Annotated in this window: 13 protein-coding genes and 1 tRNA gene; 7 read left to right on the forward strand and 7 right to left on the reverse strand. The window is 46.8% G+C overall.

Going from position 1 to position 13,937, the window contains the following annotated elements:
• Positions 1–83: 83 nt before the first annotated feature.
• The 3 genes from H6G89_RS04165 to H6G89_RS04175 all read right to left on the reverse strand — a co-directional run bounded on the left by H6G89_RS04165 (position 84) and on the right by H6G89_RS04175 (position 3,477).
• The gene (locus tag H6G89_RS04165; protein WP_190504015.1) at positions 84–674 is read right to left on the reverse strand and encodes an HdeD family acid-resistance protein; all 591 of its coding nucleotides are present in this window, start codon (positions 672–674) and stop codon (positions 84–86) included.
• A gap of 160 nt (positions 675–834) precedes the next feature.
• A complete protein-coding gene (locus H6G89_RS04170) occupies positions 835–2,070 on the reverse strand; it encodes an LL-diaminopimelate aminotransferase (protein ID WP_190504016.1) in 1,236 nt (411 codons plus the stop codon).
• A 78-nt stretch (positions 2,071–2,148) separates the two neighbouring features.
• Complete coding sequence (locus H6G89_RS04175; protein ID WP_206758097.1) at positions 2,149–3,477, reverse strand: MFS transporter; 1,329 nt, start codon at positions 3,475–3,477, stop codon at positions 2,149–2,151.
• A gap of 178 nt (positions 3,478–3,655) precedes the next feature.
• On the opposite strand from H6G89_RS04175, the gene H6G89_RS04180 reads away from it, so the two are divergent.
• Positions 3,656–4,024 (forward strand): SnoaL-like domain-containing protein, encoded by a 369-nt coding sequence (locus tag H6G89_RS04180; protein WP_190504017.1) that lies wholly within the window; start codon positions 3,656–3,658, stop codon positions 4,022–4,024.
• A gap of 86 nt (positions 4,025–4,110) precedes the next feature.
• Here the strand turns inward: H6G89_RS04180 and psbM are convergent, their stop codons facing one another.
• On the reverse strand, positions 4,111–4,227 hold the full coding sequence (gene psbM, locus H6G89_RS04185) for a photosystem II reaction center protein PsbM (protein ID WP_190504018.1): 117 nt from the start codon (positions 4,225–4,227) through the stop codon (positions 4,111–4,113).
• Between the two features lie 171 nt (positions 4,228–4,398).
• Between psbM and H6G89_RS04190 the strand changes: the two genes are divergently transcribed.
• Together H6G89_RS04190 and H6G89_RS04195 are read left to right on the forward strand one after the other, a co-directional pair.
• A tRNA-Pro gene (locus H6G89_RS04190) sits at positions 4,399–4,472 on the forward strand.
• A gap of 515 nt (positions 4,473–4,987) precedes the next feature.
• Positions 4,988–7,222 (forward strand): ATP-binding protein, encoded by a 2,235-nt coding sequence (locus H6G89_RS04195; protein ID WP_190504019.1) that lies wholly within the window; start codon positions 4,988–4,990, stop codon positions 7,220–7,222.
• 232 nt (positions 7,223–7,454) lie between these two features.
• On the opposite strand, the gene H6G89_RS04200 is transcribed toward H6G89_RS04195, so the two are convergent.
• On the reverse strand, positions 7,455–8,429 hold the full coding sequence (locus H6G89_RS04200; RefSeq protein WP_190504020.1) for an ABC transporter ATP-binding protein: 975 nt from the start codon (positions 8,427–8,429) through the stop codon (positions 7,455–7,457).
• Between the two features lie 109 nt (positions 8,430–8,538).
• On the opposite strand from H6G89_RS04200, the gene H6G89_RS04205 reads away from it, so the two are divergent.
• The 3 genes from H6G89_RS04205 to H6G89_RS04215 all read left to right on the forward strand — a co-directional run bounded on the left by H6G89_RS04205 (position 8,539) and on the right by H6G89_RS04215 (position 10,435).
• Entirely contained in the window at positions 8,539–8,742 is a 204-nt protein-coding gene (locus H6G89_RS04205) for a hypothetical protein (protein ID WP_190504021.1), read from the forward strand.
• 4 nt (positions 8,743–8,746) lie between these two features.
• On the forward strand, positions 8,747–9,697 hold the full coding sequence (locus H6G89_RS04210; RefSeq protein WP_190504022.1) for an NAD(P)H-dependent glycerol-3-phosphate dehydrogenase: 951 nt from the start codon (positions 8,747–8,749) through the stop codon (positions 9,695–9,697).
• Between the two features lie 255 nt (positions 9,698–9,952).
• Positions 9,953–10,435, forward strand: coding sequence for an ureidoglycolate lyase (locus H6G89_RS04215; protein ID WP_190504023.1), 483 nt, complete (start codon positions 9,953–9,955; stop codon positions 10,433–10,435).
• Positions 10,436–10,444: 9 nt separating this feature from the next.
• On the opposite strand, the gene H6G89_RS04220 is transcribed toward H6G89_RS04215, so the two are convergent.
• Together H6G89_RS04220 and H6G89_RS35550 are read right to left on the reverse strand one after the other, a co-directional pair.
• Positions 10,445–10,837, reverse strand: a complete 393-nt coding sequence (locus tag H6G89_RS04220; RefSeq protein ID WP_190504024.1) for a BON domain-containing protein — start codon at positions 10,835–10,837, stop codon at positions 10,445–10,447.
• A 406-nt stretch (positions 10,838–11,243) separates the two neighbouring features.
• Positions 11,244–11,375: a hypothetical protein gene (locus H6G89_RS35550; RefSeq protein WP_255519354.1), complete on the reverse strand. Its 132-nt coding sequence runs from the start codon at positions 11,373–11,375 to the stop codon at positions 11,244–11,246.
• Positions 11,376–12,360: 985 nt separating this feature from the next.
• On the opposite strand from H6G89_RS35550, the gene H6G89_RS04225 reads away from it, so the two are divergent.
• Positions 12,361–13,839 (forward strand): FG-GAP-like repeat-containing protein, encoded by a 1,479-nt coding sequence (locus tag H6G89_RS04225; RefSeq protein ID WP_190504025.1) that lies wholly within the window; start codon positions 12,361–12,363, stop codon positions 13,837–13,839.
• Positions 13,840–13,937 lie beyond the last annotated feature (98 nt).

The raw sequence follows: 13,937 nt of genomic DNA on the forward strand, positions 1-13,937 counted from the left end.
AAGAGTTGAAGTTTGGAAGCAATTAAGGTTTCTGGCTTTCGAGGAAGCAGGGAGTTAGAAAATTCTCCACTCCCCATTCCCCACTAAGTAGTAGGAACCTGATCACCAGCATTGATGGCAGGGCGACCACTCAACGACAGCATGATGCGAGAGATCCCGGTAAAGAGAACGCTCACACCGACCAGAGTTCCCAGCAACCAGGGTGCGTTGGAGGGCCACTGGAACCAGATCAAAGCACCCAGCAACAGCGTACCGATCGCGTTTGCCAGTGCCCAAGTCCAATTTTGTTGAGGACGTAGACGGAATGCCAGGATCAATTCAAACGTTCCTTCGGTCAGCAGGAAGGTGCCCAACAATAGCGTGATGGTCAGAACTCCAGTCAGAGGATTAAAGAACAGCATCAAGCCAGTCGCAATGTAGAGAATGCTGAGTAATAGCTTCCAGATAAAACCGCCCTGTTCACGGGTTTGAAAGGCATAGACCAGTTTTCCAGTTCCCGCAGAGACGAGGATTAGGGCAATCCAGGTTTCAGCCACAATGGTTGAAAAGGCAGGAAGGGCGATCGCCACAAGCCCCAAAACGACTAACAAAGCACCGATCAGCAGCGAGTTATTTGCTTTCTGTTGACTGGGGTTCGGTAGATTGGGGGTGTCGTTATTAACATTCGATGTCATATTAATTTTTCCTTAGCCTGAGTCAGTTCTTAAATCAGGCTAAGAAATCTTTGAAAAACGGGATAGACCCCTAGGGTAGGGGAAAAAGCATCCAATAGAGAGATTATCTCTAACTGAACAAGTGAACTATTGGGATGCTTTGCCCCTACAAAACCCCACATCACGCTGTGAATTTAGATGTGATACGCCGCATGGCTTCTTCTACATTTTCGCGGCTGTTGAAAGCAGAGATACGGAAGTAGCCTTCTCCAGCGGCACCAAACCCTGAACCGGGAGTTCCCACCACGTTAACGGTGTGCAGCAACTTATCAAAGAAATCCCAACTGGACAGGTTATTGGGCGTTTTGACCCAGACATAGGGGGCATTCACTCCACCATAGACCTGAATTCCTGCGGCGGTTAACTGCTCACGAATGATCTTGGCATTTTCCATGTAGAAGCTAACCAGGGCTTGAGTTTGGGCTTTACCTTCGTCACTGTAGACCGCTTCTGCACCGCGTTGCACAATGTAAGACACACCGTTAAATTTGGTGGTTTGGCGACGGTTCCACAACTTCCACAGTTCCACATCAGAGCCATCGGCGGCTTTAGCGGTGAGGGTTTTGGGCACCACAGTCAGCGCACAGCGAGTTCCGGTGAATCCGGCATTTTTAGAGAAAGAACGAAATTCGATCGCACAATCTCGTGCCCCTTCGATTTCATAAATCGAATGAGGAAGCTCAGGATCGGTGATGAACGCTTCGTAAGCCGCATCAAAAAAGATGATGGAGCCGTTCGCTTTGGCGTACTCTACCCAGGCTTTGAGGTGATCGCGGGTAGCGACGGCTCCCGTGGGGTTATTGGGAAAGCAGAGATAAATTAGATCGACTTTTTGGGTGGGAAGCTCAGCCGTAAAGTTGTTTTCAGCGGTGATCGGTAAGTAGACCAATCCTTCGTATTCGCCCGCTTCATTAGCGTCTCCCGTGTGTCCTGCCATGACATTGGTATCGACGTACACGGGATAAACCGGGTCAGTCACCGCGATCGCGTTGTTATCCCCAAAAATATCAAGGATGTTTCCCGTGTCGCACTTGGAGCCATCCGAGATGAAAATTTCGGAGGCATCTACTTCACAGCCTCGTGCCTGAAAATCATGGGCAGCAATCTTTTCGCGTAACCAGGCATAGCCCTGCTCCGGTCCGTAGCCCTGGAATGTAGCGCGATCGCCCATCTCTTCAACAGCTTTGATCATGGCAGTACGGCAGGCTTCGGGCAACGGTTCGGTTACGTCGCCAATCCCCAACCGGATAATCTTGGCATCGGGGTTTGCGGCTGCAAACGCATTCACACGTCGAGCAATTTCAGGAAACAGGTAGCCTGCTTTAAGTTTTAGATAGTTGTCGTTGACAGTTGCCATGATGAATTCCTACAAACACCGTTGCACAGTTCTTCTAAAAAACCTGCTTTAAGATAGTTTACCGTTCATTTGGAGAATTCACGACGCTTCTTTACTGCACCTTGCACTGGCTTTTAGACTCATCGCATACCAGGCTGTTAATAACGTCAAGATGCCTGTAATCCAGAAGGGGACACTATAATTGATGCTGACCAACACCCCTGCAACGGCTGGACCTAACGCATTCGAGATACTCAGATAAGAGGCATTAATTCCCTGTACTTCGCCCTGTTCGCGATCGCCACTATTCAGTGACAAGATGGTGCTAATCAGCGGCATGGGATAGGAGTTGCTGATACCCAGTGCGATCGCCAATACAACAAATGCAGACAAGGTTGGAAAGACAGGAATTAATAGAAAAATAAGTGCCCGAACAGCGATCGATACAGACAAAATATCAGCTAAATTAAAGCGATTGGTGAGCGGCTCAACGGCAAAAATTTGAGTCACCACACCAGCAACTCCAATGATCGTAAATACGATCGCGAGAGTCTGAGCATTTTGCTGAAGAACGTTGAGAAAGAATGGCTGAAATGCAAACGTAAAGATGGTGAATGTGAATCCGGTAAAGAAGGTCAACAAAAAAGCGTGACCCAGGCGAGGACGAACCGCCGATCGCACGATCTTGTCTAAGCCAAAGATATGCCAATCGAGGGTGAGGGGTTGGCGTTGGGGCAAGGTTTCGGGCAACAGAAAGATCGTCAGCAACGTGGTGATCAGTGCAATCACCGCTCCAGCAAAAAAGCTCATACCCAATGGAGACACCCCTGGAAAGGTCGGCAAACTTTGAGCCAAGAAACTGATGGCAGGTCCCGTCACAAACCCTAAGCGAAACGCGGCATCAAATAGCCCAAAGGCTTTTGGTCGCTCCTGGGGTGTGGTGGTGTCGCTAATAATCGCTCTGGCGATCGAGGTGTTGCCCCCGGTTAAGCCATCTAAAATTCGAGCGGCAAAGAGCAGCCACGCCACCCAGGCAAAGCTCGCCAATACGTTGGCGAATACCGTCCCAATCAAGCTAATCACGAGTAAGGGTTTGCGTCCCAAAAAGTCTGAAAATCGGCCCAAAACGGGAGTCGCAAAAAACTGGGCGATCGCATAACTGGTGGTCAGTAAACTGGCTTGAAAGTCCGTCAGCCCAAACTCTTTGGCGTAGGGATAGAGAGTCGGAATAATGATCGTGAAGCTAACAGAGTTGATGAAGGCAATCAGTGCAATAATCCAAAATTTTGCCGGAAGGTCAAATTTTGCTTTTAAGACTTGAATCAGGTGCATCCAGTTGAGGAAGTGAAACGGCAACAAATTGGCGATTGTATTGTCCTGCTTTAAGGGTCGCTGTTGCAATGGCTGGTGTCTTCTGGATGAGGGCATAGGAATTATGCCAGAGGATTTTGACTCAAACTGTTTGCATTAGAACTAAAACATGCTATACCTGATCTAGAGAATGTTTTAACTCAAACAATTCAAGCGCAAACAGATTTGTGCTCGCAATTCTTGGAGTTAATCCCCTCAACTCACCTTTTACCTGAATCACCCAAGGAGTAACATCATGACGACTAACCTGAAGACTGACCTCCAAGCCGTTTTCGCAGACATTCAAAACTTGCTGTCACAAGGCAAAGCCATGGACATTTTTGAGAAATACTATGCCGATAACGTTGTTATGCAGGAGAACAACGCCCCCGCTACCGTCGGCAAAGAAGCAAACCGGGCACGGGAACTCGACTTCTTCAATAATGTAGTTGAATTTCGTAAGGCAGAGCTAAAAGGGGTTGCCTTTGGCGATGACCTGATTATTTCTGAGTGGGATCTGGACTATACCCATAAGGAATGGGGAAGCCTAACCTATACCCAGGTTGCGGTACAACGCTGGCAAGATGGCAAAGTGGTACACGAGCGGTTTTACTACAACAACTAATTCCAAATTGAATTAAAAAGAAAAAGCACCAGGATTACAACACTGGTGCTTTCAATTCAGAAAAGCTTTTCGTAAAGCCAACCAAACTATTTAGAGTCTTTGCTTTCGCGGCTAGCGGTTTGAATGTAGAGGATCAGAAGAAAGACAGTCGGAACTAGCACAAACAGAATGCTAGCAACAAATCCTAGATCATTAACTTGCATTACACCAAGCCTCTTAACTCGTCTCAAAACTCATAACAAGCATACCACCCCGTCGAGTTTCTTCCTGTAACAATCTGTTGATTTGTGGAACGGGCAGATTGTGCTTGAATTCAATCTCGTTTTGAAGTTCAGACAAAATGTAAAAATGTGTTATGCTAGTTAAGCCGATGACGGGGCGTAGCGCAGCTTGGTAGCGCACTACTTTGGGGTAGTAGGGGTCGTGGGTTCGAATCCCGCCGCTCCGATCGGGTCAAAAAACCCCAACTGAATGAGTAGAAAGGGATGGCGATCGCCATCCCTTTTTGCTTGCTTTGTCTTTTTGCTTGCTCTGTAGTGTTCCAAACTACTGTTTTGAAACGAGCATCAAGCTGACTACAATCACATTCAACATTGTCCTGAAACCTATTTCTATCGGTTGTAGGGATAGAATTATGTCGTTAGTAGAAAAATAAGATGATCTCTGGTAACGTTGACGGCATACCTCGTGTTTCAACGTATTGAGAATTAGAGCATTAGGAACAGCACAAGAGTCTTATTCTGAAGTCAATAACTACTTAAAAACGTTATTTCTCTTCTAATAAGATCAGCTTATGTTGTTTGAGTGGACAATTCTCTTTTAATCCTCAGCCAAACTTACAGAGTATTCCAAAGTTAATATCCCACACAGGTGCGATAACCATTGCTGAGATAGACGTGAAAGCTGAGGTCAGGGTAGGGTGTATCTTTTCGCTGCTAACTACTAGCTAGACCCCGAGCCGTTATGAGGATTGGATGGAATCATCCCAGCGATGATGAAGCTAAACATCATTCCCAAACCAATCAGTCCATTTCCCTGTCTCTAATGCTGATTATTCCTTTTGTGTTGCAAATTTTTGCAGCAGTCGGTTTAGTAGGTTACCTCTCATTTAGAAATGGTCAGCGGACAATTAATGAATTAGCGAACCAGTTGATGGAGCAGGCTAGCGATCGCGTTGATCAACATTTAGACGCCTACCTGACCATTCCTGAGCAGATTAATCAAATGAATGCAGATGCAGTGGAGTTAGGGCTACTTGACCTGCAAGATTCCGAAGCCACCGGGCATTACTTCTGGAAACAGATGCAAATCTTTCCTAATGTCAGTTACATCAGTTACGCCTTACCAACCGGGGTGTATGGTGGGGCAGGGCGGTTCCTGGAGGGACGAGGCGTTACGATTGATGAACTGTCTCCCCGAACTAACTGGAAAACCTACACTTACGCAACAGATAGCAAGGGCAATCGCACTGAGATTGTTGCCATCTACGATAACTACGACCCTTTAAACGAGACATCCTATCTTGATCCAATTAAGGCTGGTCGTCCCGTTTGGTCTGAGCCTTATAACTGGGATGAAACCGCAGAGTATATCTCGATCTCGGCTAGCTACCCACTTTATAACAACAACAAAGATCTGCTTGGTGTAATTGGGGTCGATTTGTTGTTGTCCAACATTGATGATTTCTTAAAAACACTGCAAGTTAGCCCTTCCTCCAGCATCTTTATTATTGAGCGAAACGGTTTATTGGTTTCGAGTTCTGGTTATGAAAAGCCTTTCCAGATCAGAAATAATGTTGCTGAGAGGGTGAAGGCTCAAGAGAGTTCTGATCCTCTGATTCGTTCAGCTACTCAACATTTATTGAATCAATTTGGAGACTTTCAGCAGATTCAGACCGAACAGTCTCTAAAGTTTGCCTTTCAGCAAGAAAACTATTTCCTGCAAGTCACACCCTGGAATCAAAAGAATGATCTGACCTGGCTGGTTGTTATGGTCGTACCTGAAAGCGATTTCATGGCAGAGATTCATCAAAACACTCGTAACACAGTTTTGCTCTGCTTGGGAGCTTTGGCGATCGCAACGGTGTTGGGGATTTACACATCTCGCGCTGTGGCACAACCGATTCTGCGCTTGGGTAAAGCCAGTCAAGCGATCGCCAATGGAGATTTAGACCAGCGTGTGGAAGAGCCTTCCGTGCGTGAACTCAATCTGTTGGCATCATCGTTTAATCAAATGGCGGGACAGATCCAGTCCTCTTTTCTCATGTTGGAGCAAATGAATGCAGAACTTGAGGATCGAGTAGAAACCCGAACGAAGGACTTGGAGCAAGCATTACATCAGCTAAACCGCACCCAATTACAGATGTTGCAAAGTGAAAAAATGTCTGCCCTGGGGCAAATGGTGGCAGGTGTTGCTCATGAAATCAATAATCCGGTCAACTTTATTCATGGAAATCTCATCTATGCTCAGCAATATGCTGATGAGCTGTTGCGCTTGATCCGGCTTTATCATCAACATTTTCCCAATCCACCTGTTGAGATTCAAGCGGAGCGAGATGCAATCGATATAGAGTTCCTGGAACAGGATTTCATCAAAATCTTGAACTCCATGAATATTGGAACAACTCGAATTCAGGAAATTGTGCGATCGCTGCGTAACTTTTCTCGAGTTGATGAATCAGAACGTAAAGCTGTCGATATTCATGAGGGAATTGACAGCACATTGCTGATTTTGCAGCATCGCCTCAAAGCCAAACCTACCCATCCTGACATTGAAGTGATTAAATTTTACGAGCCGTTGCCTCAGGTTGAGTGCTATCCGGGGCAGCTCAATCAGGTGTTTATGAATATTTTGGCTAATGCAATCGATGCGTTAGAAGAACGGGATACCTGTCGCACCTATGAGGATATCAGCACCCATCCCAGTCAGATTACAATCCGCACTTCCGTGATGGGTAAGTCTGTGAGAATTGCGATCGCCGACAATGGACGGGGTATGCCAGAACAAGTGCGGCAAAAAGTTTTTAATCCGTTCTTTACGACAAAACCCGTCGGCACCGGGACTGGAATGGGGCTATCGATCAGTTACCAAATTATCACTGAAAAACATCAGGGAACATTGGAGTGTTTCTCAACCCCTGGAAAGGGAACGGAGTTTGTCATTCAAATCCCAATTAAGAAGGGAGTTTGGCAGTCGTAGTCCATTCTATACAACGAAGGGGAGGGGCGATCGCCCCTCCCCTTCGCTATCACAGCCGGAAAACACTTCTGAAACAAACGGACTTGATCAACCGAGGTAAGAAAAAGCACCGAAGTGCGGTTCGTACCTCTGTACTACTTTAACCTGTTTCGCAAAAAATTTGTTTTCAAAGAGTTAGCGAATTGTTAACTATAGCCATCCTAAATAGGTCGGGAGGGGCAGAAAAGTTCTCTCACTCACTGGTATAGATGCCGCGTTGTCGCAGTTGTTGCACAAAAAATTCTTCTAGCGAGGGACGAGCCAGGTGCATGTCGATGAGTTGAGCGTTCATCAGACTAAGGCTTGCCAGAAAGTCGTGGGGGTGTCCTTTGAGGTGTCCTTGCCAGATGCCATCTTGAAACTCCAGGTCAGGTGCCCACTGGCGCAGGACCTCCGGATTTCCACCCCGGACTTTCACGAAGTAGAGGTCCGCCGTGCCCAGCAATTCAGTAATCGAGCCGAGACACAAAATCTCACCGCGTGCCAGGATGGCGATGCGATCGCAAATGGCTTCTACATCTGACAATACGTGGCTATTAAAAAAGATGGTTTTGCCTTGAGCTTTAAGCGACAGGATAATCTCGCGAATTTGGTAACGTCCTAACGGGTCTAATCCAGACATCGGCTCATCTAGAAACACGACTTCGGGATCGTTAATTAAGGTCTGTGCCATACCAATCCGCTGCAACATACCTTTGGAATATTGCCGCAGTTGCTTTTTGCGGGCAGCAGATTGTGCCAACCCGACCATCTCTAGCAATTCGGGGATACGCTTTTGTTGCACCGACGGGGGAATGCGAAATAGCCCTGCGGCGTATTGCAAAAACTCCCACCCGGTCAAGAAGTCGTAGAAATAAGGATTTTCAGGGAGGTAGCCAACCCGTTGTTTCACGGAGCGATCGCCCAAGGGTTTCCCCAGTAAAACTCCCTCACCCCCATTGGGGCGAATGATCCCTAACAGAGTTTTGAGCAGGGTCGTTTTGCCTGCGCCATTTTGCCCCAGCAACCCAAACGTTTCCCCCTGATACACCGTGAGGGAACATCCTTTGAGGGTGACTACTTTTTGATTCAGCCAAAAGCCCGTGCGGTAGACCTTGCGGAGATTAGAGGTCTGCACGACAACGGGGCGATCGAGGATGAGGGCATCTGAAAATTGAGTCGTATCCATGTTTTGCATACGGAGTATGCCTGATAACAATCTGAGTATACCTATTCCCAAGCGTTTCGCTGTCATTCCCAGTCAGCATAAAATAAGGATAAAAACACCCACGTTATCTATGGATCGTTCAAAGCTAGTTGCTGTTGTTACTGGGGCGATCGCTCTCCTGTTGGGAGTCGCCTATTTGCTGGTTGTCCAGCTTCTCGACTTTCGGGGGGAGATGGTGCCTGCTCCGCAGTCGCTGTCTGAGCGACCAGAAGTGGTAGCTATCTATCCCACTTCTACTTATTTCTATGGTTTTAACTCTCATCAGGTGATTTAAGCGATTGTCTGACTCTGTAAGATCTGATTCTGCAATTCTCACGGTTTTAGGGGCGGGTGCCTGGGGCACGGTGTTGGCAAATCTGGCAACTCGCAATGGCTACCAGGTTCGCCTCTGGTCGCGTCATGGGGTGTTGTCGCTCAAGGATGCGATCGCCGATGCCAGTTTGATTGTGTCGGCGGTGTCGATTAAAGGTGTGACGGATGTAGCCGAGCAACTCAGGGAGTGTGCGATCGCCCCATCTGCCATTTTTGTCAGTGCCACCAAAGGGCTTGATCCCATGACATTGCGAACGCCATCGCAAATCTGGCAGGCATCATTTCCCCATCATCCGGTGGTGGTGTTGTCGGGGCCTAACCTGTCTAAGGAGATCGATCAGGGACTACCCGCAGCGACGGTAGTTGCCAGCACAGATCTAACGGCGGCAGCAGCGGTGCAACGGGTGTTCGCGTGCGATCGCTTTCGGGTCTACACGAACCCCGATCCAGTCGGCACCGAGTTGGGGGGAACGCTGAAGAACGTGATTGCGATCGCGGTAGGCGTTTGTGACGGGTTAAATCTGGGCACCAATGCCAAAGCGGCGTTGATCACCAGAGCGTTGACCGAGATGATCCGTGTGGGAACCCATTTGGGAGCCGAAGCTGAAACGTTTTTTGGGCTGTCAGGCTTGGGGGATCTGCTGGCTACCTGCAACAGTTCCCTCAGTCGCAATTATCAGGTCGGTTATGGATTGGCACAGGGCAAGTCACTGGCACATGTTCTTAATGAGATTCAAGGAACCGCAGAAGGGGTCAACACCGCTAATGTGCTGGTTGAGTTAGCGCACCAACACCAGATTGCAGTCCCCGTCTCCTATCAGGTGTACTTGCTGCTCAACAACAAAATTACTCCCGTGCAAGCGGTTGAGGCACTGATGGAACGCGATTTGAAACCGGAACAATTCAACCGATTTTAGATTTTAGATTGTGGATTGGAATGTTGTTACAACTTCAAAATCATACCGATCTAAAATCATACCGATCTAAAGAGTTTTGCGGGCAAATCAGAGTTACGAAGGGGTTTGGCAGTACCAGATTCGTACAAGCATTCGTCGCTCTTTTAGTTCAAATTGGTATCACAAATTCAAAATTGAACCGCTGGCGATCGCCCAATATATATAGCTATAGCAACCCCAAAATCACCACTCTAAAATCGCAAATCTAAAATCGATATGGTTCAGTTCTTACAAGCCCAACGCATTACTCCAGCAGCATTCGCTCCTTATGGGCAAGTCATTTCTGCCAGTGAAGATGGTCAGGGTTATAGTGCTGAGGATGCCCAACTTCAGCTAGATCAGGGCATTCCCCGGTTCTACATTATGCGATTGCATCATAAAGGGCGACGGTTTTCGCGCATCACTCGTCACCTGAAATGCACTCAATGTCTCGGTTCGCTGGAGGGAAAGGATTGGTTCATTGCGGTTGCTCCGCCATCCACAGCGGACAAGCCCGACTTAGAGGCGATCGCCGCGTTTCATATCCCTGGAAACTGCTTCATCAAATTGGACGTGGGCACCTGGCACGCGGGCCCTTACTTTGATCAAGCGTTTGTTGATTTCTACAATTTGGAGTTGAGTGATACCAATATTACGGATCACGACACCTGCAACCTGCTGCAACAGCATGGATTGGAGTTTGAGATCGTGTCGTCTTAGATCAAGGGGTTAGCAGGCGTGGAGATGAGAGGTGCGATAGTCGAGCTTATTCGGATCGCGGCTCAACTCAACACTGACCCCATAGGTTTCGACATCAGTCGCACCACTAACTCGCAGAGCGGCGGTGATCATGCGGGCCAACAAGCGTTGACTGGACACTTTGCCCATCAGAATAACGACTCCACCCCGTTGCCGGATTTTTAGATTGACAATGTCTTCTAATTTGAACTCCTGGTTAAATGCCAGAGCAACTCGTTTTGCCAATCCATTATGGTCATATTCACCATTTAAACCCACCCGTTCTGGGGGAATTGTCTTAAAAAGAGAGGTAAAGACTTTGCAGTTTTGAGATGGTGCGATCGCTGAATATGCATTCAGCTTTGGTGATAACCCTGAACTCATAAAAATAACCCAATTGCGTAGATGACGCAGATAAATTTGGTAGATGTGGTGAAAATTATGTGAGTTTTTTTGAAGATTTAGATAATTTACCATAATCTACGGTTTACTGAAGCACTATTAAGCTGTATTGCTTTCAAGCTTCAGGGGAATTACTGAACTTGCACAAGGATTATACGGATGACAGCCTGAGATGCTTCATCCTGCAAGTGGGTGAATTGAAAATACCTCTAAAGTGATTGACAAAAAAGTTCCCGTCCAGAAGGCAGAGCTTTCGTCACTCTGTTTCTAGTTGAAATTTGGAGACGAGGTCTGGATAAGGTTAGTTGGCGGAGAGAGTCACAGACGAGGGATAAATACGCCTGAATGATGGGAGCATTTGTAAAGCTTTGTAAATTTGTTGCATAAGTTACGGTTGCTTGCCTGAGAAGTGAATGTGACGAACGGCGATCGCGGCAGTGACAAATTCAAGCGCGTAGAAATGCAGAGCAAGACAGTGCAGAGAGTAAACGAGACAAACAATGCGACCACCAAGACTCAAAAATGCAATTTTGCTGATGGTATAGCCGTAACCACATTCGATGAAGGCGAGTCAGAAAGCCTTCCCAACATCAGGGGTTGAGCCATTGCCTTGGCTTTAAGTCTTCTGATCAAAGCGATATTTTTGGGCATCAAGCTATTTTTTGAAAATTGCTGGAATGGGATGAGCTTAGATGGTGCGATCGCTAATGACAGATCCTCAAAGTATTAACAATATTCCAGTTTTTGGGTTGATTTAGATTGGCATTAAAAGAAGTAATCACTTTTGATTTTAAAGTGAAATTGTAAGAGCTAATTTACAAGGTCAATCTTAGGTTCCAAAATATTTTCTATTGCTTAAATATCCCTATACCTTAAGAAAGGGAAGCCCAAGCAAGCGTCTAAAACCCCACCCCAGAGAGAATTTGGGGAGATCAAAAATCATTTATACATCAGCTCTAAAACTTCACTTCGACAAGGAAGTTTTAGAGCTTTCCGTTGTTCTAAAAACGAGACAACTTCTTCCTTAAAAAGGTTGACATCTGTTAGCTCAAAAAAACAGATGCCAACCTTATTTTTATTAATTTTCCGATTTTGTATTGACCTAGTTCACCCAACAGATTCACCCGTTTGGATGAAGGTTTTCAAAAGAGAAAAACCCTATCTTTATGAATGAAGAAATTCATTGATTGTGATGGAAACGCAAGGGAAGTGAAGAGAATAAAAAACAATTGAAATTGAGATAAATCATCCTTCTATTAATAGGAATTGCTCAATTGATCAGTTGACAAAAAACTTTTTCTTGCAATTCATTCATCCATCACTTAGACACTTCTACGTTCACAACCTGTTTGTGAATAAGGGGGTTAGAACCTCTGCGCTCCATTCATATCTCAATTGGGGCTATATCAAGTTGAAATGTGCATTTGTAGCGGCTAGGGCATGAACGCGCAACACAGTTTCACTTGAGTTTCAAGTACACCATTCGACTTTTCTAAAACACAATCATGAGTATTGTTCTCAATCAATCCAATCCAGAAACCACTGACAGCTTTGGTGTTTTTGCGATCGCCGGCAACTTTAACGGCAGTGGTGCTGATGACTTAGTCGTTAGTGCTCCTAGAGAAGATCTCTTCTTTCCGCTTGTTGGCTCCACATTGATTCATGCAGGGGCGATCGATGTCTTTACAGGTAGCACCGCAGGCTTGAATACGACCTCATCTCAAACCTTTCATCAAAACTATGGCAGCGTTGAAGATGTAGCTGAAACGGGTGACGGATTTGGCTCTCGATTAGCCGTGGGTGACTTTAATGGCGACGGCAGAGATGATCTGGCGGTCGGGGTTATGGCAGAAGACCTCGGCAATATTGTTGATGCGGGTGCAGTGCAAATCTTTAACGGCACTGCTAATGGACTAACAGATGCTTCAACTCCCCTCTTTCACCAAAGCCCTCATGGACTGATTGGCATCGCTGAAGCCGAGGATAAATTTGGCTCGGCTCTGGTGGCAGCAGACTTTAACGGAGATGGTAAGGACGACCTGGCGGTTGGAGTGAGCGGCGAGGATCTTTATATTGGGATCAACTCCTACAACAATGCGGGTGCTGTCAACATTCTGTACGGCTCAAATACGGGGTTGAGTCTTGCCGGAAATCAGTTTTTTCATCAGAACTCACCTGACATTCGAGACAGTGTAGAGACGGGTGACAACTTTGGGAGAACACTGACCGCAGGGGACTACAACGGGGATGGCTATGCTGACCTGGCAGTTGGTTCGATCGACTCAGTCGGTTCTGTCAGTCAAGCAGGAGCGGTAAACGTGCTCTACGGTTCTGCTCATGGGTTAACCGCAGCTAACAATCAACTATGGACTCAAAATACACCGGGGGTAAAAGACGAAGCAGAGGCTCATGACCAATTTGGCTCCAGTTTGGCATCGGGTGATTTTGATGGAAACGGTAAAGATGACCTGGCGATCGGCATCATGGGTGAAGACATTGATGGGGTTGAAAATGCAGGCGCGGTAAGTGTGATCTATGGCAGTTCCAATGGGTTGAAAGAGCAGAGCGATGATTTTTTCCATCAAGGAGTTAGCGGCATTCAAGGCAATCTAGAAACTGGAGATCTGTTTGGCTTTAGTTTGGGAGTGGGTGACTTTAATGGGGACGGGTATGAAGACCTGGCGGTCGGGTCGATTGGAGAAGAGATTAACGGAGTTTATCAAGCGGGTGCTGTGAATATCCTTTATGGATCTGATGAGGGTTTGACGACCACAGGTAGCCAATTCCTTCACCCAGGTTTAGCGACGATTGATGGTGCTGCTGGGGTTGAATACAACTTTGGACACAGCTTGAGTGTTGGTGACTTTAACAACGATGGCTATGCAGATTTAGGGATTGGTGCTCCAGGTACTAATGTCTACGGCAACAGTGCAGCGGGTTCTGTTTATGTGATCTTTGGGTCTGCCAATGGTCTGGTGGCATAGCGTGTCTGCCTGGGCTGCGTTGACTGTTTGGTAAAGTTTTGTGAACTGTTGCATAAGTCACGGTTCTGCTCGTGAGAAGTCTCTGCGGCGGGTTACTC

The organism is Oscillatoria sp. FACHB-1407 (genome assembly GCF_014697545.1).
GTDB lineage: Bacteria > Cyanobacteriota > Cyanobacteriia > Elainellales > Elainellaceae > FACHB-1407.

Coding starts and splice junctions, on each gene's coding strand:
- H6G89_RS04180 (WP_190504017.1), top strand. CDS start 3,656: ATGACGACTAACCTGAAGACTGACCTCCAAGCCGTTTTCGCAGACATT.
- H6G89_RS04165 (WP_190504015.1), bottom strand. CDS start 674: ATGACATCGAATGTTAATAACGACACCCCCAATCTACCGAACCCCAGT.
- H6G89_RS04200 (WP_190504020.1), bottom strand. CDS start 8,429: ATGGATACGACTCAATTTTCAGATGCCCTCATCCTCGATCGCCCCGTT.
- H6G89_RS04195 (WP_190504019.1), top strand. CDS start 4,988: ATGAGGATTGGATGGAATCATCCCAGCGATGATGAAGCTAAACATCAT.
- H6G89_RS04225 (WP_190504025.1), top strand. CDS start 12,361: ATGAGTATTGTTCTCAATCAATCCAATCCAGAAACCACTGACAGCTTT.
- H6G89_RS04205 (WP_190504021.1), top strand. CDS start 8,539: ATGGATCGTTCAAAGCTAGTTGCTGTTGTTACTGGGGCGATCGCTCTC.
- H6G89_RS04175 (WP_206758097.1), bottom strand. CDS start 3,477: ATGCCCTCATCCAGAAGACACCAGCCATTGCAACAGCGACCCTTAAAG.
- H6G89_RS04220 (WP_190504024.1), bottom strand. CDS start 10,837: ATGAGTTCAGGGTTATCACCAAAGCTGAATGCATATTCAGCGATCGCA.
- H6G89_RS04170 (WP_190504016.1), bottom strand. CDS start 2,070: ATGGCAACTGTCAACGACAACTATCTAAAACTTAAAGCAGGCTACCTG.
- H6G89_RS04215 (WP_190504023.1), top strand. CDS start 9,953: ATGGTTCAGTTCTTACAAGCCCAACGCATTACTCCAGCAGCATTCGCT.
- psbM (WP_190504018.1), bottom strand. CDS start 4,227: ATGCAAGTTAATGATCTAGGATTTGTTGCTAGCATTCTGTTTGTGCTA.